This window comes from Arthrobacter sp. PsM3 (genome assembly GCF_030433895.1).
Taxonomy (GTDB): domain Bacteria; phylum Actinomycetota; class Actinomycetes; order Actinomycetales; family Micrococcaceae; genus Arthrobacter.
Map to the genome: position 1 here is coordinate 1 of NZ_JARUXE010000021.1, position 26,031 is coordinate 26,031.

The following is a 26,031-nucleotide window of genomic DNA, read 5'->3' on the forward strand; positions in this document are numbered from 1 at the left end:
GGGCCGGTGGATGATCCACCGGCCCCGCTGCTTGGAACAGCAAAGACTACTCTGCGGACTCCAGGGAGGCCTCGGCGTTGTCGGGGTTCTCTGAGTTCCCAGTCCCTGCTTCGTCAGCCACAACGGGAGACAGGGAGAGCTTGCCGCGGTCATCGATCTTGGTGATTTCCACCTGGATCTTCTGGCCGACGGAGACGACGTCATCGACGTTGTCCACGCGCTTGCCGCCGGCGATCTTCCGCAGCTCGGAGATGTGCAGCAGACCGTCCTTGCCCGGAGTCAGGGAAACGAAGGCGCCGAAGGTGGTGGTCTTGACGACCGTGCCCAGGTAGCGCTCGCCGATTTCCGGGATCTGCGGGTTGGCGATGGCGTTGATCGCGGACCGTGCTGCGTCGGCAGACGGGCCGTTCGTGGCGCCGATGTAGACCGTTCCGTCGTCCTCGATCGAGATGTCGGCTCCGGTGTCTTCCTGGATCTGGTTGATCATCTTGCCCTTCGGGCCGATGACCTCGCCGATCTTGTCTACCGGGATCTTGACCGCGATGACGCGCGGCGCGAACTCGGAGAGCTCGTCCGGGGTGTCGATCGCGGAGTTGAGGACGTCCAGGATGTGCAGGCGGGCTTCGCGGGCCTGCTTCAGGGCGGCTGCCAGGACGGAGGCCGGGATGCCGTCGAGCTTCGTGTCCAGCTGGATGGCCGTGACGAACTCAGCGGTACCGGCGACCTTAAAGTCCATGTCACCGAAGGCATCTTCGGCGCCGAGGATATCGGTCAGGGCGGCGTAGCGGGTCTGGCCGTCAACCTGGTCGGAGACCAGGCCCATGGCGATACCGGCAACAGCGGCCTTCAGCGGCACACCTGCGTTGAGCAGGGACAGCGTGGAGGCGCAGACGGAACCCATCGACGTCGAACCGTTGGAGCTGAGAGCCTCAGACACCTGGCGGATGGCGTAGGGGAATTCCTCGCGGGACGGCAGCACCGGCATGATGGCGCGCTCAGCGAGGGCACCGTGGCCGATTTCGCGGCGCTTCGGGGAACCAACGCGGCCTGTCTCGCCGGTGGAGTACGGCGGGAAGTTGTAGTTGTGCATGTAGCGCTTGCGCGTCACGGGAGACAGCGAGTCGATCTGCTGTTCCATCTTGAGCATGTTCAGCGTGGTGACACCCATGATCTGGGTCTCGCCGCGTTCGAAGATGGCAGAGCCGTGGACGCGGGGCAGAACTTCAACCTCGGCGGTGAGCTGGCGGATGTCCGTCAGGCCACGGCCGTCGATGCGGATCTGGTCCGTGAGGATGCGCTGGCGCACAACGTGTTTGGTGACGGAGCGAAAGGCTGCGGACAGCTCCTTCTCGCGGCCTTCGAACTGGCCGGCCAGGGAAGAGGTGACCTCGTCCTTGAGCGCATCCGATGCGGTGTCGCGTTCCTGCTTGTCGGCGATCTGGAAGACAGCGGCCAGCTTCTCGGCGGCAGCGGACTCCACAGCGGCGTAGACGTCGTCCTGGTAGTCCAGGAAGACCGGGAACTCGACGGTCGGCTTGGCGGCGCGGGCCGCCAGGTCCGACTGGGCGTCGCAGAGGGCCTTGATGAACGGCTTGGCGGCCTCGAGGCCCTCCGAAACGACCTCTTCGGTCGGGGCGGTGGCGCCCTGTTCCTTGATGAGGTTCCAGGAGTTGTCGGTGGCTTCGGCTTCAACCATCATGATGGCGACGTCGTCGCCCTTGACGCGGCCGGCAACGACCATGTTGAAGACGGCGTTCTCAAGCTGGGAGTGCTTCGGGAACGCAACCCACTGCGAGCCGTGCTCGTCGGCGATGAGGGCGACGCGGACGCCGCCGATCGGGCCGGAGAAGGGCAGGCCGGAAAGCTGGGTGGACATCGAGGAAGCGTTGATCGCTACGACGTCGTAGAGCTCGTCCGGGTTGATGGACAGTACGGTCACAACGATCTGGACCTCGTTGCGCAGGCCCTTGACGAAGGCGGGGCGCAGCGGGCGGTCCATCAGGCGGCAGGCCAGGATGGCTTCCGTGGAGGGACGGCCTTCACGGCGGAAGAACGAGCCCGGGATGCGGCCGGCGGCGTACATACGCTCTTCGACGTCGACGGTCAGCGGGAAGAAGTCGAATCCTTCACGCGGGTGCTTTCCGGCGGTGGTGGCGGACAGCAGTGCGGTCTCTTCGTCGAGGTAGACCATCGCTGCGCCGGCTGCCTGCTTGGCAAGGCGGCCGGTTTCAAAGCGGATTACACGCTTGCCGAAACGGCCATTGTCAATGACTGCTTCTGAGAACTGGATTTCGGGACCCTCCATAGAGAGTCACCTCCGTTTCATGGTTCACGGAGTCCAGCCGCATCAACCCAGCCCAGCATCTGTCTGCTGGACTGCACTGCACCCGGTCATCGATCGAGACCCACGGGCCTGGGCTTCATCCCTTGAAGCCGTTCCCGGAGATCACTACCGAAGACCGCGAATGCGTGATGCGGTTGATCCTCCTGTTGAGTTTTGTTTGAAGAAGGGCGGCCCTTTCCGTCGCGGAAGGGGCCGCCCCCTAAAGCTGACTAGCGGCGCAGGCCGAGACGCTCGATGAGCGCACGGTAGCGGGTGATGTCAGTGTTCTTGAGGTAGGTCAGCATGCGCTTGCGACGACCGACCATGGCCAGCAGACCGCGCTGGGTGTGGTAATCGTGCTTGTGCACCTTCATGTGCTCAGTGAGATCCTTGATCCGCTGAGTCAGGACTGCAACCTGGACCTCCGGCGAACCGGTGTCACCCTCGGACGTTGCGAAATCCTTGATGATGGACTGCTTTACAGCGGCTTCAAGTGCCACGATAACTCCTAGAGATGTGCCGTGAGGCCCGAATCAGTAACTCACTGCCGGGGGTGCCGCGCCGGTATCCCGCCTCCGAAGAGGGAGTTTCCCGTACACAACAAGAACCAGCCGCCACGGACTGCAGCCGGATCCAACGTTTAGTTTACCGGCACGCCGCTAATCTTGTCGAAACGGCTGGTCCCGGGGCTGTCCGGAGGGGTCCCCCGCCAGCCGTTCGCGGATGGCGGCCACGCCGCGGTAGAGCTCGGTGAAGGAAGTGCTCAGCGGGGACAGCCCGATCCGGATGCCCTGCGGCGCCCGGAAATCCGGAATGACGTCCTGCTCCCAGAGCGCCGCGGTCATCTCCCGGAACGCCGGGTGGTCCACCGTAATGTGGCTGCCGCGCAGCTCCGGGTCCCGCGGCGTCGAGAGTTCAACCCCCGCCGGGGCGAGCCAGGCATCGTGGAGTTCGATGGCGAACCCGGTCAGCAGCCGGGACTTCTCCCGGACGGCGGCCATGCCCACCTCCTCGAGCAGGTCCAGGGTGCCGCGCATGGCGAGCATCCCGAAGATCGCCGGGGTGCCGCTGAGGAAGCCGCGGATTCCGGCGGCGGCCTCATAGCCGGGCCCCATTTCGAAAGCGTCCTTGCGTCCCATCCAGCCCCAGATCGGCTGCTGCAGTCCCGGCAGGTGCCGGGCGTTGACGTAGGCGAAGGCTGGCGAGCCCGGTCCCCCGTTGAGGTACTTGTAGGTGCAGCCGGCGGCGAAGTCGACGCCGGCGGCGTCCAGCGCGATCTCCACCGAACCGGCGGAATGGCACAGGTCCCACACCACCAGCGCGCCGGCGTCGTGCACGGCAGCGGTGATGCCCGGCAGGTCCGCGAGGAACCCGGAGCGGTAGGCGATCTGGCTCAGGACCACGACGGCGGTGGCCGGGCCGGTGGCGGCGCGCACCTGCTCGACGGTCACGCCGGACGAGGGATCGGCTTCGATCCAGCGCAGCGTCAGTCCTTCTTCGCGGGCGATGCCCTCGACGAGGTAGCGGTCGGTGGGGAAATTGTCCGTGTCCAGCACGATTTCGGTGCGTGCCGGGTCGGTGACCGCGGCCAGCGCAGCCCGGATCAACTTGTACAGGACCACCGTGGTGGAGTCGGCGATGATGGTCTGCCCCGGACCGGCGCCGAGCACGGCGCGGCCGAGCTGGTCACCAATGGACTGCGGGAGTTCCAGCCACTCCTCGTCCCAGCCGCGGATCAGCCGGCCGCCCCAGCTGTCCTGGATGAAGCTGCTGATGTCCGTGACCGTGCGCTTGAGCGGGCGGCCCAGGGAGTTGCCGTCCAGGTAGGACAGGTCCGTGTCTGTTCCGATGAAGTGGCCGCGGTAGGCGGCCAGCGGGTCGGCGGCGTCCAGGTCGCGGGCACGCTGCAACAGCGCTGTGTCCTTGCCGGCGGTAGCCTGTGCCGCAGGCCCCGCCGTTTCCGGCTGAAGGGCGCTCACTGGCCGATCTCCGTCCGGACGGCGAACAGCTCCGGGAAGAACGTCAGTTCCAGCGCCTTCTGCAGGAAGGCCGCGCCGCTGGAGCCGCCGGTGCCGGACTTCATGCCGATAGTGCGCTGCACCGTGCGCAGGTGCCGGAAGCGCCAGAGCTGGAAGTTGTCCTCCAGGTCCACGAGTTCCTCGCAGGCCTCGTAGGCGCCCCAGTTGTCCGCCGCGTTCTCGTAGATGTACTTGAAGACCGGGACGAGCTCGGCGCAGAACTCATGCGCCCGGGTGACATCCCGCTCCAGCAGCGAGGCGGGAACGTCGAAACCCTGCCGCTTGAGGTAGGCAAGGAAGTCGTCGTAGATGCTCGGGGACTCGAGAATCTCCAGCAGCATCGCGTGCGCCTCGGGATCGGATTCGAACACCGGCAGCATCTTGCGGTTTTTGTTGCCGAGCAGGAACTCGACCGCGCGGTACTGGCTGGACTGGAATCCGGAGGAGTTGCCCAGGAAGCCGCGGAACTGCGAGTACTCGGTCGGCGTGAGCGTGGCCAGCACGGACCACTGCTCAGTCAGGGTTTTCTGGATGTGCTTGACCCGGGCGATCGCCTTCAACGCCGAGCCGAGATCATCGGAGCGCAGCCACGCGGCGGCGCTGCGGAGCTCGTGCAGGACCAGTTTGAGCCACAGTTCGGTGGTCTGGTGCTGGATGATGAACAGCATCTCGTCGTGGTGCTCCGGGGCGCTGACCGGCTGCTGGGCGCTCAGGAGCGTCGGCAGCTGCAGGTAGGACGCGTAGCTCATCTTTGAGCTGAAGTCCCGGACAATATCCTTGTCCAGCTCCCTGGTATTTTTCTCTATCGTCACGTCTCTTGCCTTCCTTGCGCAATGGCGCACCGGTTCGGCGCAGCGGTCAGCGCGCGTACAGAATGTTGTGGGCCTGGACCACGTCCAGGCGCATCTGCTCCACCAACGCTTCAGGGCCACGGTACGCCACCATTCCCCGGAGCCGGGCGACAAATTCGACCACTACTGTCTGGCCGTACAGATCGAAGTCCTCGACGGCCTCGTCCGGCCGGTCGATCACGTGCGCCTCGACCTGCCGGCTGACGCCGTCGAAGGTGGGGTTGGAGCCGACGGAAATGGCGGCGGGCCAGCGCGTGCCGGCCTGGTCCACGAGCCAGCCGGCGTAGATGCCGTCCGCGGGGATGTAGCCGCTCGCGTCGGAGGCGAGGTTGGCGGTCGGGAAGCCGAGGTCGCGGCCACGCGCGGCGCCGTGGACCACCTCACCACGCATCCGGTGCGACCTTCCCAGGACGGCCGCCGCGGTGGCGACGTCGCCCTCCCGCAGTGCCTCGCGCACCCAGGTGGAGGAGCAGCGGCGGTCCTTGCCGTCGTCGCCGTCGTGCATGCCGCCGTCGCCGTCATCGTCCACATCACTGTGTACTTCGCCGTGCAGCGGAAAGCCCTCCGAGCCGAACTCGCTGATGACCAGCACCTCGAAGCCGAGCTTCCTGCCGAGTTCCTCCATGGTCTCCAGGTCTCCGGAGTTGTTCCGGCCGAACCTGGCGTCGTGGCCGATCACCACGTGGCTCGCCTTCAGGCTGCCGACCAGGACGTCGGCGACGAATTCTTCGGGGGTGAGGCTGGCAAGCTCAAGGGAGTACTTCATCACGAGCACGGCGTCGAGGCCCAGCTCACCGAGCGCCACCAACTTGTCTTCCAAGCCCATGATCAGCTCAGGGGCGGATTCGGGCCGGTGGACCTGCGCGGGATGCGGGTCGAAGGTGATGGCGACGGCCCGGGCGTGGTTCAGGCGGGCGACGCGGATGAGCTGCGAGAGCACCTGCTGATGGCCGCGGTGCACACCGTCGAAATTGCCGAAGGTAACGACGGAGGGACCAAAGTCCGCCGGGACTTCGGACGGATCGTTCCAGATATGGACCATCAACCTCGCCTTTTGCTTCCTGCCATGTGCTCCTCCGGAGACACCTGCCGGCTCCGGAACTCTCCTAGATTACCCGCAAACGCCGCGGGCTTCCGACGGCGCTGCCCTGCCCCGGGCGGTGTCCTTTCCCGTTCCGGGGGCCCGGACTACGATGCAAGGGCAACAGCCCGGCGGTGTCTGTGCGGGCGCCGTTTCCAGCGAGGGCTGCACTGAGTGCGGCTGAAGGAGCACCACACGACCGAGCTCCGAGACAGACTGAGCCAGATCCCGGTAGACCAGATTACCGGAATGCTCGGCACCGACCGGCAGACGGCGCAGGCTGCGGTGGAGGCCGCCGTACCCACGCTGCCGGCCGGCATGCACAACAACGCGCAGGCTTCCGGCGGCGCGGCGGCGCTGGAGTCTGCGCTCAGCCAGCACCGGGACGGGCTGATGGAGGGCGGCGTCGATGTCTCGCAGGTGGACACCGCGGATGGTGAGAAGATCGTGAGCCACGTCTTCGGCGGGCAGCAGGACCAGGTGGCCAGCCAGCTGGCCGGGACCCCGCAACTCGGTGGCGTGGGTGGGGACCTGGTCAAGAAGCTGCTGCCGATCCTGGCCCCGATTGTCATGTCCTACCTTGCCAACAAGGTCCTCGGGGGGCGCGGACAGTCCTCCGGGGCCGGCAGCGCAGGCGGCGCGGGCGGGTCCGGACAGGCCGGCGGCATTGACCTCGGCGGAATTCTGGGCGGGTTCCTTGGCGGTGCTGCCGGCGGCGCGGGTGCCGGCGGTGGGATGGGCGTCACCGGCGGACTGGGCGGAATCCTGGGCGGTCTGTTCGGCAAACAGTAGGCCCGGGCCATGGAGTATCGGTGCTGGTAGGGTCATCCCAACCGCGCCGGAGACCGCCGGCCGGAGACAATGTTGGGGGACATCATCTTGGACTTCGCGGCCAAAGCGCCACGCCTTGCCACCGTTTGTTTGATTCTCGCTGCGGGGACGTCGTTGAGCGCCTGCGGCGGCGCAGCGGAAGCAGCCGGGAACCCCGGAATACCGGCGACGGACACAGCAGCATCGTCAGCGGCGTCCGCACCGGCGTCGTCGGAACCGGCGGCGGGCGGCTACGACGGCTGGTGGAACGCCACACCGGCCAGCGGCAGCACCGCGGGACTCCCCCAGGAAACGGTGGCCATCAATACGAGGACGAACACGGTGGTCGACGCCTTCAGCCGCAAGATCAACGACGCCGGGCGGCCCACCAGGCTCGCGGATGTGCCCTACACGGTGGTTCCCGACCCGTCCTGGCCGGCAGAGTCCGTGGTCATCATCGACACGGCGACCAACACGATGATCGAAAACTTCCGCGTCGACCTCAACGGCAACCCACTGCGCTAGCGCCGCCTCCTCCGCCCGGCACAATGCCGCTGCTCAACCGCCCGTTTGCCGTCCTGCTGCACGGTGGTTCCGCCAGTGCAGCAGGACGGCGGCCAGGATCAGGGGAACGTGGATGCCGGGGAGGTTCTTCGCGAACCATCGCGGCAGGTAGATATCGGTGACGGAGCCTGTCTCGTCACCCAGGTCCTTGGCCACGGCGGTGAGCGGGCAGTGAAAGCCGTTGGCGGCAAAGACCAGGGTTTCAGCGGTCACGACGCCGGCGGCCAGTCCCACCCGCCGGTCGGTGCGGCCGCGAGCACCGGCATACAGCACGTAGACCATGCAGGCCTCAATCGTGAACCAGGCAAAGGTGTGGAATGCCTTCACGGCGCGCAGCAGGGAAGCGCGTTCAGCCTTCCGCAGCTCCCGAGGAGCCTCGAGTCCAGCCATGCCTCCAGCGTAGCCGCGGTCCGCCGTCGATTCAGAGGCTTTCGGCCCGCGAGGACGTGGGGGCAGCTGCGCGAGCCAGGCGCTTAGCTCCCGGGGACGGCGGAACAGGATTGTGGCCGGCGTCCCGGGTCGGTCTGGAGGCTGCGCATCACCGCGCGCTTCCGTGCGAACGAGCGGAAATGCCACCGGATGATCGAGTCCTGGACGAAGAGCCGGGGCAGCAATCCCGGCCGCGATGTCCCGTTGATCCCCGACGGTGCGCTGCTGCCATCCGGGAAGCCAGCCAATGTCGTCGTCCGCGGAGAACTCGGGCAGCCCGGTGGCCCGTCCGTGGCCGGGCACAAGGCCACGTGCGGCACTGTTCCCATGCCAGAGTTCACCGTCCTCGCGGGCCCTCCAGATTCCGACGCCGAGGTGCTGGCGCTCTACGAGTCAGTGGGCCGGACCGCCTATACCCGGGAACCCGAGGTACTCGCCGCCGCCCTCCGCGGTTCCTCGTTCGTCGTCACCGCCCGGAGTGCCGACGGCGGGTTGGTTGGCTTGGCCCGCGCGATCTCCGACGACGCGACCATCTGTTACCTGCAGGACACCGAGGGCTCCGATTTCCGCCGGGAACCGTTGCGCGTCTTTGCGCAGTTCCGCTAGTCCGGGTTGAGCGCGCGGACTCCCCCTCGCGAACAGGACCGCTTATCCGAGGATCGATGGATCCCGGCGGCCCAGCCTCGCTCAAGATGCCAGTGTCGGGCTCATTCGAGCCGGAAGTAGCGGTTTCGTCGCGGCACCCGGCGCGGATCGAGATGCGGTGGCGGCGTAAACCAGGGAACGCCGCCCCTGAGCTGGACGGTCCACTGCTCCTTGTGGATCAAGCCGTGGTGATGGGGGCAAAGCAAAGCTCCATTGCCGGTTCCGGTGCTCCCGCCACGTGACCAGTAGTTGATGTGGTGGGCCTCGCACCAGGGCGCCGGAATGGTGCACTGGGGAAAGGCACAGCCCCGGTCCCGCGCCGTGATGGCTTTGCGGATATGCGGCGGGAAAACCCGCGAGGTGCGGCCGATGTCGAGGATACGGCCCTGGCTTCCCAGCAGGATGGGGATGATGTCGGCGTCGCACGCGATCTTGCGCACGGTCGAGGCGGTGACGGGGCCGGTAAACATCAGAGTCCCTGCATTGGACTTCGGACCGGGTGTCCCCGCGTCGGCGCCGCCGAGCCGTTCCAGCAGGTCACGATAGTCTATGGTGACCATCACCTGCGGGCGCAGCCCTCCTGCGGCGGGGAGGTTCCGGCAGCGAGGGCCGCTTTGCACGCTCCGACGAGGCCGTCGAGGAGCCGCTGCGGCCGGGTGCGCTGGTCCAGCCGCGCTGCCGCAGCGGTGTCCTCCGCGTCGCCGTCGGCGGCATCCGCAATGCCGTCGACGGCGGCATCGGACCCGGTATTACCGGTACCCTCCGTACCGGCGTCGGGCGGTGTTGCAGCGCCGGTCCGCGGGTTCGTGGCAATGCTCATGACGGTGACCAAGTGTTCGAACTGGTCTGTCGTGGCGAAGATTTCCACGTGATGCAGTCCACGGCGTGCCTGCCGGATGAAAGCCCCCTGGCGCTGGCGCAATTCCTGCTCGCTGGGTTCCTCGCCGTCCTGGTCCAAGGCATCCGTCCAGCGCCTGGCAATCCTGGTCAGGAAATCCTGGTCGTTCTCGACCGCAGTCAGGGTGAGGGCCTGCTCCATCCGGGCTGCTGCCCCAGGTGGACACGCATGCCGGACCCGGTCCAGGGAAATGCTGATGATAGTCGCTGCCCGCGACGCGACGTCCCCGGAGGCGACGGCGGCCGCGAGTTTTTCTTTTGCGGCCGGCAGTGGCTGGCCCGCCATGCCTGTGGACGGCAGAATTTCTGCGGCCAGGGCCAGCCGGCGTCGGGCTTCCGCGGCGCTGATCCTCAGCCGCGCCCGCAGGAACTCCGCGGTGTTCCGGTACCCGTCATCAACCCATCCCGGCGAAAGTTCCGCGGCTCCCGGCTCCTTCCCAGTGCAATCCGACGGGAGACCGGCCGGCGCGCTCGACTCAACGTTCCAGCCGGTCAACCAGCCGGCAGGGGCATTGGACCCAAACTTCGCGGCTGCAGTCTTCGCTCCAGCTGCCGCATCGCTTCGGGTCCGGTCGACCGCCGCCGCAGCCACCAGCTGCAGGTAGTCGACCATGCGGGACAACTCCTCCACGCGGCCGGCGAAGTCCGAGGCTTCGGTCACTCCGTACAGCGTTGAATCGGTTGATGCCGTCCCGTTTGAAGAGCGCAGCACTGCAAGCGCCGCATCCAGAGCCCGGTCCGCGTCTTCCGGCCCGTGTGGTGCGGGCGTCAGCCGGGGAATTCCAGTGAGGATTCCGGCGCGAGGCCGGGTGGCCTGGACCGGGAGGAAATCGTCGCTGGCTTCCATAGACAAATTCCACCACGAGGCTGCGACATTTTCGGGGCCGGGGGCACTGTCGTCCGTCGGCTGTCCGGCCTCCACAGGGTCGGCTCATCGAACTTTCCCACGTCACCTTAATCCTCCGCGGCGCCGGCCGCTTATTTGCGTGTCGTCACCTTTGAGGACAGGGTCGGGGGGCGTCAACGATGCGGACGTCGCCGGGGCGGAACTTGTAGGTGGCTTTTGTTGCTATCTCCAGATGAGTGGTGGCCGGGCGGTGGGAAGAATCAGGCCAGCTGTGCGGGGTCAGCCGGCTTTACGGATGGTGACGGTGAATCCGTCGATCTGGTTTCTAACAGCGTCGCTGTTTTGGTAGGTGCCGATGGGCACGATCCCGGCGAAGCGTCCGACCTGATGGTAGTAAAGGACGAGGCTTCGCTCGGGGGCGTAGTACCCGATCGTCGGCGGCGCGGCGTCACTTCCCTTTGGTGCGCCGTCGAGGTCCAGTGGGGCCGGAAGTTCGGAGATCTTTTCCTGGCCGCCATGGTCCCGGAACGACAGCATGAGGGGAAGCTGGGCCAGTAGCGACGCTGACGTGGGGCTATTGTCGAGTTCTCCTGCTATCTCGCGACCGTCGAGCTCGATGACAATCGGCGTGGTCGCTGACGTTGGTGTCCGGGTGGCAGTCGCAGGGCTTTATTGGCTGCGAAACGGTTGCTCATTCGCCGACCGGCTGTCCGCCGTCGACGACGAGCGTGTGCCCGACGGCGAAGGCTGAGATCCTGAGCCGGATCTGGTGTTTCATGCACCAGGCCACTTTGTCAGTGAAACGCATGCGGGTGTTCATGGGGATCGTTTCCGGGGATTGTGGGCGGGCAAAGTCTGCCGGGGACGGCCGCCGCCGCTAGAGGCGGGCGGGGAACGCGGTGCGGCGTCCGCAGAGGGTCAGCATGAGCGCGGCCAGGCCGGCGACGATCATCACGACCGCAAGTACCAGGCCGCTGAAATTCGTCAGCAGGGCGGCGCCGAGGATGCCGGCGGTGAAGATGGCGAGGTTGAACGCCACCGGCAGGAACGAGTTCGCGACGTCGGAGTCCGCGCCCCCGGTGGTGGTGAGGGCCGATTGGAGCTGGGCGGCCACCCCGCCGAACGTGATCCCCCACAGCACGGTCGCGGCGATGATCGCCGGGGACGATGTGTGGCCCGCCAGGAGTACCACCGCGGCCGCGATGAACAGGGCGGCGCTTCCGTGCAGCAACGGGCGGGGGTGGCGGTCCAGGAGCGCGCCGGTGATGACGATTCCGGCGATCGAGGCGATCCCGAAGATGAAGAGTTCGACGTCGACGCTGAGGCTGCTGCTGGTGGCCCGCAGGTACGGTGCAATGTAGGTGTAGATGGTGTTGTGGGCTAGCATCCAGGTGAAGATGACGGCCAGGATCACGGCGATGCCGGGGATGCGGAAGACCCGGGCCAGGGGAAGCCGGGAGGCTCCGGGCTGCCCTTCGGCGTCCGGCGCGATCGCGGCGATGAACACACCGGCGGCTACGGCCACCGCGGTGAGTCCGGCGAAAGCCCACCGCCAGTCGAATGTCGTTCCGAGCCAGGACCCCAGGGGTGTGCCGAGAGCGAATCCGACGGGTGCCCCGACAGAGACGATCGACAAGGACAGCCCTGCATGCGAGGGTGGGCTGATCTTCCGGCCGTAGGCGGCCAGCATCCCCCAGATGATTCCCGAGAACGCGCCGGCGACAAAACGCGACACCAGCGACAGGGTCACATCGCTCGAGAGGGCGGTGGTGCTGTTGGCCAGGATGAGGCCAAGGATCGCGCCGAGGAGCAGCGGCTTGCGGCGCATGCCCCGGGTAAGGGTGATGGCGGGGATCGTGATAAGCACCGTGCCGAGGGCGTAGGCGCTGACGAACAGCCCGACGGTGCCCTCGCTGGTCCCCATCCCGGTGGCGATAACGGGCAGCAGGCCGGCCGGCATGGTCTCCATCGCGACGAGGACGAAGCCGATGACCGCCAGAGCGGCCAGAGTGGCGAGCGGCAGCCGTTTCGCTTTCTCAATAGCTACCGGTACTGGCGCCGGAAGGGTGGTCGTGTTCATTATTCTCCTTGCCCGCAACTGGGCCGCGCGGGCTACTTACTGGTCGGGAACGGTCCGGCGCACATGCGAAACCTTGTCGAGGCGGGTGTGGTCAGGGCGTCGATATCCTCGTCAGGGTCATACCGCTGTCAAGTCCTTACCCAGTCAACACGCGAACTATCCCGGGGAGGAGTCTCTATCAAGGGGTGTACCAGCACGGCACCCCAACGAAGTTCTCAAGGACGTATTCTCGTGGCATGGACAACAAAGCCGAGGTACGGGAGTTCCTGGTGTCGCGCCGCGCGAAGGTCACCCCCGAACAGGCCGGCCTTCCCGCCGGGCCGAACAGACGCGTTGCCGGGCTTCGCCGCACGGAAGTTGCGGCACTCGCAGACGTCAGCGTCGAGTACTACGCCAAGCTCGAACGTGGTGCTATCGGCGGAGCCTCCTCATCCGTGCTCGATGCCATCGCCCGTGCCCTTCTCCTCGATGACACGGAACGGACCCACCTCTTCGACCTTGCCCGTGCGGCCGACGGTATTCCGCTCTCCGGGCGCCCCCGCCGGCGATCCGTGAAAAACGTCATGAGTCGACCCAGTCTCCACTGGGTGCTCAGCACCATCACCGAGGGCGTTGCCTTCGTGCGCGATCAACACCAGGACCTCCTTGCCACGAATGAGCTTGGCCGGGCCTTCTATTCGCCGCTCATCGGCGCCGGCGGCCGCACTCCCAACCTGGCCCGGTTCCAGTTCCTCGACCCTGCATCCCGCGATTTTTATCCTGACTGGGAGCTCTTCGCTCAGATGTGCGTCGCGATCATGCGGGCCGAAGCCGGCCGTGACCCCAATGACAAAGGGCTCCATGACCTCGTCGGTGAGCTGTCCACGCGCAGCGAGGTATTCCGGCAGCTGTGGGGCGCGCACGATGTCCGGACCCACGGGTCCGGCACAAAACGATTCAACCACCCCGTCGTCGGCGAACTCACTCTCGCCTACGAAGAACTCATCATCACTGCCGACCCAGGGTTCGTCCTCATGATCTACACCGCCGAACCCGGCTCGCCCAGCGCTGGGCGACTGCGGCTGCTCGCCAGCTGGGCAGCTACTGGATCCATAGCGGCCGCGCCCCGTTAAGGAATATCAACGGGATCCGCGCGTCGCGGCCGGCGTCGCGTCCTATCGTCCTCGACGACGACGGTCTAATGCCGCGCGGGCCCGAACCATCTGGCCAGCGCATCCTCCGGCCGCGGCTGGGTTCCGTCTCCCGTCCACGCCACATGCCCGTCGGGCCGGATCAACACGGCGGCAGGAGCGCTGACTGAACCAATCACCGGAAGCTCCCACCCGCCGTCGTAGGTGGCGTTCACCAACTGCACCCGATCCGCCCACGAACCCGGGTCGATGGTGCCCGGCGCGCCGAGGTTGAGCAGTACCGCACGGGCACCGTGCAGGAGGGTGAACACGCGCAGCGGGCCGTTGGCTGTGACGACGTCGAGATCGGGCATGCGGCGCCCGAGCAACGGGTGCCCCTCACCGAGGTCGTAGCGGACGTCCAGGCCCGAAATGAGCCCGCCCAGCCGCTTCCGGGCCTCATCGATCGTCAGCAGTTCGGCCACCGTGTCGGCCAACGCGCCGACGCGCGGGTCGGCCCGCTGCATGAGTGACTGCGCCATCGTGTGCTTCAGCGCGCGGGCCCCGGCCGGGTGCCGCTCGGCGTGATAGGTGTCCAGCAGGCTGTCCGGGGCAATGCCCTTGACCACCTGGGCGAGCTTCCAGCCGAGGTTCACGGCGTCCTGGATGCCGAGCCCGATCCCCTGCCCGCCCGAAGGAGCATGGATGTGCGCGGCGTCCCCGGCCAGCAGCACGCGGCCGCTGCGGTAAGCCGAGGCCTGCCGCGTGGTGTCGGTGAACCGCGAGATCCATGTCGGACTGTGGACCCCAAAATCGGTATTGTAGATCCGGGTCAGCGCCTCGCGGAGGTCAGCCAGGGTGGGCTCAGTCGCCGGTCCAAGTTGCTTCTCGGTCACGACCACCCGCGTGGTTCGCCCGTCCTCCATCAGATGCAGCCCGTGGATCCCCACCTCGTCGATGCGGATGCCCGCTGGCGTCTCCTCGGTCACCTCCACTTCGGCGATCAGGCTGCTCCTCGTCGCATCCCAGCCGGGGAACCCGATGCCGGCTGCCTTGCGGACAGCACTTCGCCCGCCGTCGGCGCCGACCAGGTACAGCGCGCGCAACGGGCCGCCGTCGGCGAGATGCACGTCGACCCCGCTGCCGTCCTGGGCGAAGCCGGCCACCTCGAGCCCCCGATGGACCGGCACACCCAGCTCCTCGATCCAGCCAGCCAGAATTTGCTCAATACGGTTCTGCCACAGGCCGAGCGTGTAAGGGTGCCGGGTAGGAAAGTCGCTCACGTCCAGCGTCGTGTTCCCGAAGAACGCCGCCTGGACGGGCTTGCCCTCGGCGAGGAACCGGCCGGCAATCCCGCGCTGATCAAAGATTTCGATCGTCCGCGAGTGGAACCCGCCCGCACGCGAGCCCACCAGCTCCGGCGTCGGGCGTCGCTCCACAATCGCCGCATCCACCCCCGCCAGCGTCAGCTCAGCGGCCAGCATCATCCCAGTCGGACCGCCTCCGGCAACGATCACATCAACCATCACAACCCCCTGCCCCTCCACGCCCTTTCCGTGCACCGGTTCCGGGCACGTCCGAGCCAGTTTGAGCCATGGCGGGGGCCTTGCCGCAAGCCCCCATGCGCGCGATAAATTGGAAGTGGCGGGACACACTCAGGTTTCGGGTCCCGTCTGGCCCTGCGAATGTCATACTCCGGCCGGCACGGGCATTGCCATGGGAAACTGGGGGCATGGACAGCCCTGTTGCCCCGACCTCCAGCCCGGCACTCCCCCACAACGCACGGCCCACCGAAGAAGCACCTCCCGCAGCTGCACACTCCACCGAGCTCCCGTTCGAACTGCGACGCCCTCTCGGCCCCCGCGATCCCGGGGACGCCTGGGTGAACGGCGACCGTGGACGGTTCTGGGGGCGCTTCGGCTCGGCCGGGCTGCTGGTTCACGACCCGGCCAAGGGCGTCCTGCTCCAGCACCGCGCCCTCTGGAGCGACCAGGGCGGCACCTGGGGCCTGCCGGGCGGAGCCCTCCACCAGGGCGAAGAAGCGGTCCACGGGGCTTTGCGCGAGGCCAAGGAAGAAGCTGCCGTCCCACCGGAGAACATCCGGGTACTGTTCACCTCGGTGTTCGACGTTGGCTACTGGACGTACACCACCGTCGTCGTCGAGGTGGTGGAAGCGTTCGAACCGGAGATTAGCGACCCGGAAAGCCTGGAACTGCAGTGGGTGCCGGTCGAACTCGTCGGCGACAAAGAGCTACATCCCGGATTCGGAGCGGCCTGGCCGGTCCTCCGGCGCAGGCTTGTGGGGCTCGACGCCGGAACGGACAGCGGCGCCGATGCCGGACCCGGCACCCAGAGGTAGGAAGCTCAGGCCTGCTTCGGCGCGGGACGGCGGCGGTACAGCCAGATGAGGCCCAGGATCGGCAACAGCAGCGGGATGAAAGCATACCCGCGGCCAAACAGGGACCACACCGTCTCATGCGGGAAGTTGACCGAGTCGAACACACTAAGCGCCCCGACCACCAGCACGCCCACCAGTTCCACGAGCACCGCCACAACGGACACCTTGAACCAGGTCCGGCCGGGCTTCGCGAGGGACACTGTCGCCACCAGGTAGACGACGGCGGCGAACGCCGACAGCAGGTAGGCCAAGGGGGCTTCGGAGAACTTGGTCAGGATCTGGTATCCCGCCCGGGCCGTCGCCGAAATGGCAAAGACAGCGTAGACCGCGATCAGGAGCCGGCCGGGGCCGGTGTTGCGAGTATCTTTCGCCGCCGGGGCCACTCCTGGGCCTGGCGTAGTTCCAGTGTCCTCGTGCGAAGGTTTCGCTGTCACGTTCTTTGCCTCTTCCACGTCAGTACCAAATCTGATTCATTCGGGCCGCCATCACCAGGGCGGTGACGCCGACGGCGGCCAGCACGAAGTTGCTCCAGCGGGTGCGTTCCAGGATCGCCCAGTACACAGCGCCGACCGGCAGCAGCAGGGCGGTCAACAGGTAGCCCCAGAATTCCCACGGCTCCCCGGCGATGTGTTCCCCGCCCGCGACCCGGATGATCGAACCGGCCAGGTACACCAGCAGGGACAGTTCGACGGCGGCGACCGAGAGGATGGTCGTGTCGTTCGGGGCCTTCTTGAGGATGCCGGCTGTCAGGCAGATAAGGCTTGAGACCAGGCCGACCACCAGGATGATGTAGAAGTACGCGTCCACTACTGCCCGGCCTGCTGTTCAGCCGTCGGCTGCTTTGGCGGGTGCTTCTCATTGTCCGGCGCGAAGACCAGCACCGGCTTGGCGTAGCTTCCCTTGTCAGCGAGCAGGGCCACGAGGGTCCCGTCGGGGGCGAAGGCCGCGGCCGGCTGCTCCGGCGTGGCCGCGCCGGGAGTCCCGGCGGCCACACCTGCGGCGATTCTGCGGCCGAACGAAATCTCGGTGGTTTCCTCGTCGCTGAGTTCACGGTTGGACATGAGGGCCCGGGCGGCCTGGGACATTTCCAGCACGTCCAGCTCTTCGGCGAGCTCTTCAAGGGTGTGGGCCTGGTCCAGCGTGTAGGGGCCCACCTGGGTGCGGCGGAGCGCCGTCAGGTGGCCGCCGACGCCGAGCGCAGTGCCGAGGTCGCGGGCGAGGGCCCGGATGTAGGTGCCGGAGGAGCATTCGACCGTGACGTCGACGTCGAGCGCCTCGCCGTCGCGCACCGGACGGATCCCGTGGACCTCGAAACGGTGGATGGTGACCGGGCGGGCGGCCAGCGTGACCTCCTCGCCGGACCGGACCCGAGCGTAGGCGCGTTCCCCGTTGACCTTGATGGCGCTGACGCTGCTGGGGACCTGTTCGATTTCACCGGTCAGGGCCTCGACGCCGGACCGGACCGCTGCTTCGGTAACCGCGGCGGCGCTGTGTGTGGCGGTGACCTCGCCTTCGGCGTCGTCGGTGACCGTCGATTCACCCAGGCGGATGGTGGCCGTGTAGGTCTTGGAGGTGCCCACGATGTATGTCAGCAGCCGGGTGGCCTTGTTGATGCCGACCACCAGGACGCCCGTGGCCATGGGGTCCAGCGTCCCGGCATGGCCGACCTTTCGGGTACCGGCGAGCCGCCGCATCCGTCCAACCACATCGTGGCTGGTCCAGCCTTGCGGCTTGTCCACTATTACCAGTCCAGAAAGCACGCTCCCCAGTATATCTGCGGGAGGGCATCCCCCGGCGCCGCGGGCTGCGCCGGGGCCCCGGCACCGGGAGCTGCGCCGGTTAGGATGGCAGACATGCCCGAGCTTGCCGCCCACGTCAAAGATGTCCCCATCAACCAGATCCGCGAAATCACCGAAGCCGCCTGGGGAACTCCCGGTGCGATCGTGCTGAGCATCGGCGAACCGGGTTTCCCCGTCCCCCGCCATATCCTCGAGGCGGGGATGGCCTGCCTGGACCGCGACGAAACGAACTACACCCCCAACGCGGGCATCCCGGCCCTGCGTGAGGCCTTCGCGGCCAGGTTCCGGGAACACAACGCGACGCCGGTGGCAGCGGACCGCGTTTACGTGGTCGACGGCGCCCAGCAGGGCCTGCACTTCGCGATGAGCCTGCTGCTCTCCCCCGGCGACGAAATCCTGATTCCCAATCCCGGTTACCCCACCTTCGCGATGACGTCCAGCCTGCTGCACGCGGTCCCCGTGCGCTACCCGCTGTATCCGGAGCATGACTTCCAGCCCCGGATCCAGGACATCGAGGAGCTCATCACACCGCGGACCAAGGTGCTGATCCTGAATTCGCCGTCCAACCCGCTGGGCGCCGTGCTGGGCGAGGAGCTCACCCGAAGCCTCGTGGAGCTCGCCCGGCGCCACGATCTCTGGATCATCTCCGACGAGTGCTACGAGGCGTTCACCTACGATGTTGCCCATGTGAGCCCCGCCCGCTTTGACAGCGATGTCCCGGGCGAAGCCCGCGTGTTCACCTCGCTCACGCTCTCCAAGACCTATGGCCTGACCGGGCTGCGGATCGGGGCGCTGATCTGCCCGCCTGGCCTGGAGCAGAGGATGAACAACGTGATGGAGGCGATTGTCTCCTGCGTCGCCTCGCCCTCGCAGTACGCGGCGCTGGCTGCGCTGACGGGCCCGCAGGACTACGTCAGCCACGCCCACGCGCACTACCGGGCCAACCGGGATGCCGCCTCGGCGGTCCTGTCATCCAGGGGCATTCCGTACCTCACGGCACAAGGGGCCTTCTACCTTTGGGCCGATGTGTCCCACGTCAGTGGCGGGGACGTCCGCTCCTGGGTCCGGCGCTTCCTGGCCGATTCGGGGGTGGCCTTTGCCCCGGGCACCGCGTTCGGCTCGATCGGCGAGGGCTGGATCCGGATTGCCCTCTGCAGCAGCCAGGCTGAGCTCGAGGAAGGCCTCAGCCGGCTTCCGGCCCGGCCAGCTGTCAGCTGAGCATTCCGGGTCCCTGTCCCCTACCGCCCCGGCACGGCAACACCTAACCTGAGCGCATCGCGTGCATTCCGCGTGCGGCCCCGGGGCGTGGCGTTCCGGGACTGGTGGTGAGGGGTTCGGTCAGGGAGGCAGACATGTGGTGGCAGGATTTATTGTGGGGCATCTGGAACGGGCTCACGGCGTGGATTGTGTTGATCGTCCACGTCTTCGGGCAGTGGAGTGAGTTTCCGTTCTACAACTCGGCACGCGCGGGCAACTGGTATGACTTTGGTTTCCTGCTGGGCGTGGGATCGCCGTTCCTGGGTGGCCTAGGGGCGAGGGGCGCGCGGAGCAGGCGCCGCTGACGGGACCCAGGGTGCCTCACAGCATGATCTCGTCCTCCGGAGGCAGTTGCGGCGTGGGCGCGTGGGCGAAGGACAGCTTGACGACGAAGTGGGCCTCGGAGCAGTTCTGCGCGATGATGGCCCCGGCGTCCCCGGCCAGCTTCACGCCGAACTGAAGTTCCAGGTGCTCCGCGCCGATTTCCTTCAGGACCTCCGCCGCCGCGTTGGCCGCAGGCCGGATGGCTGCGAGGGCATCCTCCAGCCGCCGTCCGGCGTCCGTGATCCCCTGCTCATTCCGTGCGGGACGTTCGACGCCGAAGCTGCTGTCCGCGACCTCGACCAGCACAGTCCCGGAACCCACTTCGTAGCGAAGTATCTCGGTCATTGCTTCCTCATCTCGCCGGTGGGATGGTCAGGGCTGGCCGGCCGCCAGTGCGGCGTCGAGCCATTGGCGCAGGGCCGCGGCGGGCGGAGCGCCTGCCTGCCGGGCCACCACCTTGCCGTCCCGGATCAACAGCATGGTCGGAATGGCCTGGATGTCGAAGCGCCGTGAGAGCGACGGCGACTTGTCGACGTCGACCTTGACGAGTTTGACCCGGCCGGCGCGCTCCTGGGCCAGCTTGTCCAGTACCGGGCTGACCATGCGGCAGGGCCCACACCAGGCTGCCCAGAAGTCGATCAGGGCCGGAGTGGACGACCGTTCGGCGATTTCGGCGAAGTCCGTATCCCCGGCGTCGACAATCCAGGGCAGGTCCTTGCGGCAGTTGCCGCAGCGCGGGTGGCCGGAGGCCGCCGTCGGAATCCGGTTGGTCTTCCCGCAGTGGGGGCAGGTGATCAGGTTGGAGCGCACGGTCCGCCGCCTTCCCGAGTGCCCGCAGTCATGGTTCCATGTGACGCCCCCGCGCGGCGCCGGCCTAGAGTCCAAAGACCCCCGGCCCGCACTTGGACGCTGGCTTCAGTATTCAATGCGGTCCGGGTTGCTTCGCCAGGCCTGGAAGGGTAGGTCCGACGCCGGGACGGCAGTCTGGCGCACCGGCATCAGTTCCGGCCGGGTCCCGTCGAAGTACTCATAAAACAGGGCGTCGTCGAAGCCGGCGGCTGCGGCCGCGTGACGGTCCGCGGCGAAGTAGACCCGGTCCACGCGGGCCCACAGGGCGGCAGCGAGGCACAGCGGGCATGGTTCGCAGCTGGCATAGAGCACGGCACCGCTGAGATCGAAATTAGCGGACGCGGCCGCGGCGGTGCGGATGGCGACCACTTCGGCGTGGGCCGTGGGGTCGTTGTCCCGCGTGACCTGGTTGACCCCCTCATAGGTCCGCCCATCGGGAGTCACGACGAGCGCCCCGAACGGCCCGCCGCCCGCGGCCACATTTGCGGCGGCGAGCCGGGTGGCCTGGTCCAGGAAGCGGTTGATTTCGGGAGTCGAGGGTGCGGTGGCCATGGTCCGATCATAGCCAGCAGGGCCGCCGGCCGGGGAAGTTCCGTGCTTGCCGCGAGGGCATCGACATTGCAATCTCGAAGGCCTAATATCCGCAATAGGGGCCTGCCGTGCATTTTCCTTACCGCCCCTGCGATGGTCTCAATGGTCTCAACGGTCTGGATACCTCATCACTCGTCACGGGAGCCAACCATGAGAAAGAGTTTGTCGTTGCTAGCCATGGCCGCCACCGCAGCCGTGTTCCTCTCGGCCGGGACGGCTGCCGGCGGGGCCCCCGGCGCGGTCCCGGGCGGTGCCTCGGGCGGGGACGCCGGAGACAAGGCACCCGTGGTGCTCACCGGCAGGCTAGTCGGTCCGCTGCATGTCGGCGCCGGCCGTCACGGCTCGGTCACGGTGAGCGAGTCCTTCGCCGGCCGGCTGACCCGGGTCGATTCCGACGGGAACCAGGTCGTCCTCTACGAAACCCCGGACTGGAGCGTCGCGGGCAACGCCCAGCAGGGTGGGACGACGTACTTGCTGGAGAGCCAGGGCGCCGGACCTGACCCGGCAGAACTCGCCGGCCACATCCGCATCATCGACGATCAGGGGAACCAGCGGACTCTTGGCGACTTCGCCGCCCTGGAAACGGAAGACAACGCCGACGGCAAGACCCGGTACGGCTACCGTGACCTGCCCGACGGCTGCGAAGCCCAGCTGCCGCCAAATATGCCCGCCGGCTACACGGGTGAAGTTGATTCGCACCCGTACGGCATTGCCGTCACGGAACACACCTTCTACGTCGCCGATGCCGGGGCCAACAGCGTGGTGTCTGTTGATGCCCGAAGCGGCAAGACCGAGACCGTCGCTGTGCTGCCGCCGCGGCCCTACAAGGTCACCCCGGAGGCCGCCGCGTCCAATGGCCTGCCGGCCTGCGTCGTGGGAACGACCTACGACTTCGAGGCTGTCCCGACCGATGTCGCCGTCGGGCCTGACGGCTGGCTGTACGTCACCTCGCTCCCGGGCGGCCCGGAAGATCCGGCGCTCGGCCCCCGCGGGGCAGTCTTCAAGGTGGCCCCTGACGACGGGGAGGTGAGGCTGGTGGCGGATGACATCATGTCACCCACAGGGCTGGCCCTGGACGACCATGGCGACCTGTATGTTGCCTCGCTGTTCGGCGAAGGCGTCCTCAGGATCGATCCGGATTCGGGTGAACAGACGGTGGTGCTCGCCGCCAGTTTCGCCGCCGACGTGGACCTCCGCGGGGACACCCTCTACGCCACGGTCAACGCCCTGCCCGGTCCGGAGGGTCCGCCGGACGGCCAGGTCATGTACGTGGGGCTCACGGACGGGCGGCACGACACTGCCACGCACAGCTGACCGTACGGCCCCGGTCGCAGACGGACATGGCCGGTCCCCTGGCGGGGGCCGGCCATGTCCTTGCAGTCGTGTGTTGCTGGACTACTTGTTGCTGTCCTCGTCGACGTCGTCCTCGGTGTTGAGGTCAAGGTCCTCTTCATCGAAGTCGTCCTCGTCGAGCTCCACGTCCTGCGGAATGTCACTCTTGTAGGGATCCGCGTCGCCGGCGTGCTTGGCGCTGGCAGCGAGTGCGGCCACTTCGGCGTCGCGCTTCTTCGCGGCCCGGAGCAGTTCCTCCAGGTTGGAGGCGTTGACCGGAATCTGGTCGGCCACGAACTCCAGCGTGGGGGTCAGCCGGACGGTGATGTTCCGCCCGACTTCCTGACGCAGCACGCCCTTGGCCTTCTCAAGCCCTTTGGCGGCCTCGGCCTGGACCAGCTGGTCACCGAAGACCGTGTAGTAGATCGTGGCATGCTGAAGATCATTGGTCACACGCGCATCGGTAACGGTGACGCCCTCAAGCCGGGGATCCTTGACCCTCCGGCCCAGCGCCTCGGCAACAACAACCTTAATCCGCTGCGCCAACTTGGCAGCCCGTGCGGGATCAGCCATTTCCACTCCTAAAAATTTGGATGTACGACGGCGCGTTAGCGGCTGGCATACACCTGTTGGGTTTTCATTCCACGCGCCTAAGGCGAGTCTACGACGGACTCCCGTTGGATTCTTCCGGCGGCCCTTTGGAGCCGTGGAGGGGGCCCGGGAGTGGCATGAGGCCTGCCGGAGCTGGGTGGCCGACGTCGTAAGACGTTGGCCACCCAGCGCAGGGGCGGGGCCCCCTCTACGGCGGAAAAGTGGGGGCCGCCGGAAAAATCCAACGGCCCCGCACCTTGTAACGCTAAACCGACTTAGACGCGCGGCTTTTCGCGCATCTCGAAGGTCTCGATGATGTCACCTTCGTTGATGTCGTTGAACGAGCCAAGACCGATACCACACTCGAAGTCCGTGCGGACCTCGGTGGCGTCGTCCTTGAAGCGCTTGAGCGTCTCAACGGTGAGGTTGTCACCAATGACCTTGCCGTCGCGGCTGACACGGGCCTTCGCGTTGCGTCGGATAACACCCGAGCGAACGATCGAGCCTGCAATGTTGCCGAACTTGGAGGAACGGAACACTTCGCGGACCTCGGCGGTGCCAAGCTGGACCTCTTCGTACTCCGGCTTGAGCATGCCCTTGAGGGCTGCCTCAATGTCATCAATTGCTGCGTAGATGACGGAGTAGAAGCGCATGTCCACGCCTTCGCGGTCTGCCAGTTCGGCAACACGCTCGGCGGGCTTGACGTTGAAGCCGATGATGACGGCGCTGTCGACCGTAGCCAGGTTGACGTCGTTCTGCGTGATCGCACCGACACCGCGGTGGATAACGCGGAGCTGGACACCTTCGCCGACGTCGATCTTGAGCAGCGCGTCTTCGAGGGCTTCCACGGCACCGGACACGTCACCCTTGAGGATGAGGTTGAGGGTGTCGATCTTGCCATCGGCGACGGCCTGGTCGAAGTCTTCCAGGCTGATGCGCTTGCGGCGCTTGGCCAGGGCGGCGTTACGGTCCGCAGCTTCACGCTTCTCGGCGATCTGGCGGGCAGTGCGCTCGTCAGCGGTCACGAAGAAGGTGTCACCGGCGCGCGGGACGTTGGACAGACCCAGTACCTGCACGGGGCGGGACGGGCCAGCCTCGGTCAGGGCGCTGCCGTCGTCGTCGAACATCGCACGGACGCGGCCGTGGGCCGTGCCTGCCACGATGGTGTCGCCGACGTGCAGGGTGCCGGACTGAACCAGGACGGTGGCAACAGCACCGCGGCCCTTGTCCAGGTTGGCTTCAATCGCGATACCGCGGGCGTCCTTGTTCGGGTTGGCGCGCATGTCCAGGGCTGCGTCTGCGGTGAGCAGAACGGCCTCGAGCAGCTCGTCGATGTTCAGGTTCTGGCGGGCAGAGACCTCCACGAACATGGTGTCGCCACCGTACTCTTCCGGAACCAGTCCGTACTCGGTCAGCTGGCCGCGGACCTTTTCCGGGTTGGCGCCTTCCTTATCGATCTTGTTCACGGCCACGACGATCGGCACATTGGCCGCCTGTGCGTGGTTGAGGGCTTCAACGGTCTGCGGCATAACGCCGTCGTCCGCTGCTACCACGAGGATGGCGATGTCGGTGACCTTCGCACCACGGGCACGCATGGCGGTGAACGCCTCGTGGCCCGGAGTATCGATGAAGGTGATCTTGCGATCGGTGCCTTCGTGGGCGTGGGTGACCTGGTAAGCACCGATGTGCTGCGTGATGCCGCCGTGCTCGCCCGCCATAACGTCGGACTTGCGGATGGCATCGAGCAGGCGGGTCTTACCGTGGTCAACGTGACCCATGACGGTGACAACCGGGGGACGTGCCTCGAGTTCCTCGTCGCCTTCGGCTTCCAGCTCGGCATCGAAGTCGATGTCGAAGCCGGAGAGCAGCTCGCGCTCCTCATCCTCCGGGGACACGACCTGGAGCTTGTAGCCAAGCTCCTCGCCCAGCAGGGCGAAGGTCTCCTCATCCAGCGACTGCGTGGCGGTAGCCATTTCGCCGAGGTGGAAGAGGACGGTCACCAGTGCTGCGGGGTTCGCCTCGATCTTGTCGGCAAAGTCCGTGATGGACGAGCCACGGCGAAGCCGGACTACGGTGTTGCCGTCGCCGCGGGGCACACTCACGCCACCCAGCGACGGAGCACTCATCTGCTCGAGTTCCTGGCGCTTGGCACGCTTCGACTTGCGCTGCTTGCCGCGGCCTGCGCCGCCCTTACCGAAAGCACCCTGGGTGCCACCGCGACCGCGGCCACCCTTGCCGAAGCCACCGCCGGCCGGAGCGCCGCCACCGGCACCGGGAGCACCGGTACCTGGAGCGCCGCCCGGACGGCCGGGGCCGCGGGCTCCGCCGCCGGGACGGCCTGCACCAGCGGGTGCGGGACGTTCGGTGCGGTTAGGCATCATGCCGGGAGTCGGACGGTTTCCGCCGGCCCCTGCCGGACGGCCAGCGCCTGCTGCGCCGGCCGGACGCGGAGCACCCGGGCGTGCACCCGGAGCGCCGCCGGTGCGGGGAGCACCCGGACGGGGACCACCAGCGCCTGCTGCGGGACGCGGGCCGCCGGGGCGTTCGCCCTCGGTGCGGCTTCCGCCCGGACGCGGCATGCCCTGGGAAGGAGCGAACGGGTTGTTGCCCGGACGTGAGGGACGATCGTTGTCGCCGCCGCGGCCCCGGGGCATGCCCTGGGACGTAGCGAACGGGTTGTTGCCGGGACGGGGACCGCCCGGGCGGGGTGCCGAGCCACCCTGGCGTGCCGGAGCAGCCGGGGCTTCTGCCTTGGGTGCCGGGCGTGCGCCGGGCTTGGCGCCCGTGGACGGCGCGGCCGGAGCCTGGGCGGCGGGGGCTGCCGGTGCAGCCGGAGCCTGGGCGGCCGGAGCGGCACTGGGTGCCGGAGCAGCTGCTGCCGGAGCCGGAGCTTCAATCTTGGTTGCTGCAGCCGCCGGCGCTGTGGGTGCAGCCGGAGCCGGCGCGGGCGCCGGACGGGTTGCCGAGGGGCTGGCGGGTGCCTTGGGTGCTGACGCGGGCGCTTCGGACTTCGAAGCTGCTGCTGCGTCGGGGAACGCGTTGCGGAGTTTCCTCACAACGGGGGCCTCAATGGTGGAAGAGGCAGAGCGAACGAATTCGCCCAGTTCCTGCAGTTTGGTTACTGCATCTTTGGAAGTAATACCGAGCTCTTTAGCAAGCTCATGTACGCGGACCTTGGCCACATTTCTCCTGTCTCGGTCCGCACCGAGCCAGGCACGAACCGTCTACTTCTTACT

At 67.1% G+C, this 26,031-nt stretch carries 26 protein-coding genes and 1 pseudogene; 8 read left to right on the plus strand and 19 right to left on the minus strand.

What is annotated here, in order from left to right; all coding sequences use genetic code 11:
• Positions 1-46 precede the first annotated feature (46 nt).
• The 5 genes from QCD75_RS12290 to QCD75_RS12310 form a co-directional block, all read right to left on the minus strand.
• Complete coding sequence (locus tag QCD75_RS12290; protein ID WP_301228966.1) at positions 47-2,305, minus strand: polyribonucleotide nucleotidyltransferase; 2,259 nt, start codon at positions 2,303-2,305, stop codon at positions 47-49.
• 248 nt (positions 2,306-2,553) lie between these two features.
• Positions 2,554-2,823 (minus strand): 30S ribosomal protein S15, encoded by a 270-nt coding sequence (gene rpsO, locus QCD75_RS12295; protein WP_226760651.1) that lies wholly within the window; start codon positions 2,821-2,823, stop codon positions 2,554-2,556.
• Between the two features lie 159 nt (positions 2,824-2,982).
• Positions 2,983-4,236: a kynureninase gene (kynU, locus tag QCD75_RS12300; protein WP_301229099.1), complete on the minus strand. Its 1,254-nt coding sequence runs from the start codon at positions 4,234-4,236 to the stop codon at positions 2,983-2,985.
• Positions 4,237-4,298: 62 nt separating this feature from the next.
• On the minus strand, positions 4,299-5,153 hold the full coding sequence (gene kynA / locus QCD75_RS12305) for a tryptophan 2,3-dioxygenase (protein ID WP_301228969.1): 855 nt from the start codon (positions 5,151-5,153) through the stop codon (positions 4,299-4,301).
• 46 nt (positions 5,154-5,199) lie between these two features.
• Positions 5,200-6,234, minus strand: coding sequence for a bifunctional riboflavin kinase/FAD synthetase (locus QCD75_RS12310; RefSeq protein WP_301228971.1), 1,035 nt, complete (start codon positions 6,232-6,234; stop codon positions 5,200-5,202).
• 213 nt (positions 6,235-6,447) lie between these two features.
• Between QCD75_RS12310 and QCD75_RS12315 the strand changes: the two genes are divergently transcribed.
• A complete protein-coding gene (locus QCD75_RS12315; RefSeq protein WP_301228973.1) occupies positions 6,448-7,065 on the plus strand; it encodes a DUF937 domain-containing protein in 618 nt (205 codons plus the stop codon).
• A 129-nt stretch (positions 7,066-7,194) separates the two neighbouring features.
• On the plus strand, positions 7,195-7,608 hold the full coding sequence (locus QCD75_RS12320; RefSeq protein ID WP_301228975.1) for a hypothetical protein: 414 nt from the start codon (positions 7,195-7,197) through the stop codon (positions 7,606-7,608).
• Positions 7,609-7,641: 33 nt separating this feature from the next.
• Here QCD75_RS12320 and QCD75_RS12325 read toward each other — a convergent pair whose 3' ends face one another.
• Positions 7,642-8,037, minus strand: coding sequence for a hypothetical protein (locus tag QCD75_RS12325; protein ID WP_301228977.1), 396 nt, complete (start codon positions 8,035-8,037; stop codon positions 7,642-7,644).
• 189 nt (positions 8,038-8,226) lie between these two features.
• Here QCD75_RS12325 and QCD75_RS12330 point away from each other — a divergent pair, with 189 nt between their 5' ends.
• Positions 8,227-8,682, plus strand: a complete 456-nt coding sequence (locus QCD75_RS12330) for a hypothetical protein (protein WP_301228979.1) — start codon at positions 8,227-8,229, stop codon at positions 8,680-8,682.
• Between the two features lie 101 nt (positions 8,683-8,783).
• On the opposite strand, the gene QCD75_RS12335 is transcribed toward QCD75_RS12330, so the two are convergent.
• The 4 genes and pseudogenes from QCD75_RS12335 to QCD75_RS12350 all read right to left on the minus strand — a co-directional run bounded on the left by QCD75_RS12335 (position 8,784) and on the right by QCD75_RS12350 (position 12,545).
• The gene (locus QCD75_RS12335) at positions 8,784-9,119 is read right to left on the minus strand and encodes an HNH endonuclease signature motif containing protein (protein ID WP_367400653.1); all 336 of its coding nucleotides are present in this window, start codon (positions 9,117-9,119) and stop codon (positions 8,784-8,786) included.
• Positions 9,093-10,465: pseudogene (locus tag QCD75_RS12340) on the minus strand (DUF222 domain-containing protein); the annotation flags it as partial. The gene QCD75_RS12335 and the pseudogene QCD75_RS12340, both read right to left, overlap by 27 nt.
• A gap of 279 nt (positions 10,466-10,744) precedes the next feature.
• Positions 10,745-11,089, minus strand: a complete 345-nt coding sequence (locus QCD75_RS12345; protein WP_367400654.1) for a cyclophilin-like fold protein — start codon at positions 11,087-11,089, stop codon at positions 10,745-10,747.
• A 253-nt stretch (positions 11,090-11,342) separates the two neighbouring features.
• Positions 11,343-12,545 carry an MFS transporter gene (locus QCD75_RS12350; RefSeq protein ID WP_301228985.1) on the minus strand — a complete coding sequence of 401 codons (1,203 nt, stop codon included), beginning with the start codon at positions 12,543-12,545 and terminating at the stop codon, positions 11,343-11,345.
• A gap of 236 nt (positions 12,546-12,781) precedes the next feature.
• Here QCD75_RS12350 and QCD75_RS12355 point away from each other — a divergent pair, with 236 nt between their 5' ends.
• Positions 12,782-13,657: a helix-turn-helix transcriptional regulator gene (locus QCD75_RS12355; RefSeq protein WP_301228987.1), complete on the plus strand. Its 876-nt coding sequence runs from the start codon at positions 12,782-12,784 to the stop codon at positions 13,655-13,657.
• Positions 13,658-13,722: 65 nt separating this feature from the next.
• On the opposite strand, the gene QCD75_RS12360 is transcribed toward QCD75_RS12355, so the two are convergent.
• Positions 13,723-15,180, minus strand: coding sequence for an FAD-dependent monooxygenase (locus tag QCD75_RS12360; RefSeq protein ID WP_301228989.1), 1,458 nt, complete (start codon positions 15,178-15,180; stop codon positions 13,723-13,725).
• A 206-nt stretch (positions 15,181-15,386) separates the two neighbouring features.
• Between QCD75_RS12360 and QCD75_RS12365 the strand changes: the two genes are divergently transcribed.
• Entirely contained in the window at positions 15,387-16,013 is a 627-nt protein-coding gene (locus tag QCD75_RS12365; protein ID WP_441005480.1) for an NUDIX domain-containing protein, read from the plus strand.
• A 5-nt stretch (positions 16,014-16,018) separates the two neighbouring features.
• Here the strand turns inward: QCD75_RS12365 and QCD75_RS12370 are convergent, their stop codons facing one another.
• The 3 genes from QCD75_RS12370 to truB form a co-directional block, all read right to left on the minus strand.
• Entirely contained in the window at positions 16,019-16,435 is a 417-nt protein-coding gene (locus QCD75_RS12370; RefSeq protein WP_301229105.1) for a hypothetical protein, read from the minus strand.
• A 70-nt stretch (positions 16,436-16,505) separates the two neighbouring features.
• Positions 16,506-16,859 (minus strand): hypothetical protein, encoded by a 354-nt coding sequence (locus tag QCD75_RS12375; protein WP_301228991.1) that lies wholly within the window; start codon positions 16,857-16,859, stop codon positions 16,506-16,508.
• Positions 16,859-17,812, minus strand: coding sequence for a tRNA pseudouridine(55) synthase TruB (truB, locus tag QCD75_RS12380; protein WP_301228993.1), 954 nt, complete (start codon positions 17,810-17,812; stop codon positions 16,859-16,861). Before truB ends, QCD75_RS12375 begins: the two co-directional genes overlap by 1 nt.
• Before the next feature lie 93 nt (positions 17,813-17,905).
• Between truB and QCD75_RS12385 the strand changes: the two genes are divergently transcribed.
• Positions 17,906-19,069: a pyridoxal phosphate-dependent aminotransferase gene (locus QCD75_RS12385; protein ID WP_301228995.1), complete on the plus strand. Its 1,164-nt coding sequence runs from the start codon at positions 17,906-17,908 to the stop codon at positions 19,067-19,069.
• 134 nt (positions 19,070-19,203) lie between these two features.
• Positions 19,204-19,413: a hypothetical protein gene (locus tag QCD75_RS12390; RefSeq protein WP_226762315.1), complete on the plus strand. Its 210-nt coding sequence runs from the start codon at positions 19,204-19,206 to the stop codon at positions 19,411-19,413.
• A 16-nt stretch (positions 19,414-19,429) separates the two neighbouring features.
• Here the strand turns inward: QCD75_RS12390 and QCD75_RS12395 are convergent, their stop codons facing one another.
• From QCD75_RS12395 to QCD75_RS12405, 3 genes are all read right to left on the minus strand, one after another.
• Entirely contained in the window at positions 19,430-19,777 is a 348-nt protein-coding gene (locus QCD75_RS12395; protein ID WP_301228998.1) for a CU044_2847 family protein, read from the minus strand.
• A 27-nt stretch (positions 19,778-19,804) separates the two neighbouring features.
• The gene (trxA, locus tag QCD75_RS12400) at positions 19,805-20,242 is read right to left on the minus strand and encodes a thioredoxin (RefSeq protein WP_301229000.1); all 438 of its coding nucleotides are present in this window, start codon (positions 20,240-20,242) and stop codon (positions 19,805-19,807) included.
• Positions 20,243-20,347: 105 nt separating this feature from the next.
• A complete protein-coding gene (locus tag QCD75_RS12405) occupies positions 20,348-20,833 on the minus strand; it encodes a nucleoside deaminase (protein WP_301229002.1) in 486 nt (161 codons plus the stop codon).
• Positions 20,834-21,022: 189 nt separating this feature from the next.
• Here QCD75_RS12405 and QCD75_RS12410 point away from each other — a divergent pair, with 189 nt between their 5' ends.
• Entirely contained in the window at positions 21,023-22,186 is a 1,164-nt protein-coding gene (locus QCD75_RS12410) for a ScyD/ScyE family protein (RefSeq protein ID WP_301229004.1), read from the plus strand.
• Between the two features lie 81 nt (positions 22,187-22,267).
• Here the strand turns inward: QCD75_RS12410 and rbfA are convergent, their stop codons facing one another.
• The gene (rbfA, locus tag QCD75_RS12415; protein WP_301229006.1) at positions 22,268-22,777 is read right to left on the minus strand and encodes a 30S ribosome-binding factor RbfA; all 510 of its coding nucleotides are present in this window, start codon (positions 22,775-22,777) and stop codon (positions 22,268-22,270) included.
• Between the two features lie 293 nt (positions 22,778-23,070).
• Entirely contained in the window at positions 23,071-25,977 is a 2,907-nt protein-coding gene (gene infB / locus QCD75_RS12420; protein WP_301229008.1) for a translation initiation factor IF-2, read from the minus strand.
• Between the last annotated feature and the right edge of the window lie 54 nt (positions 25,978-26,031).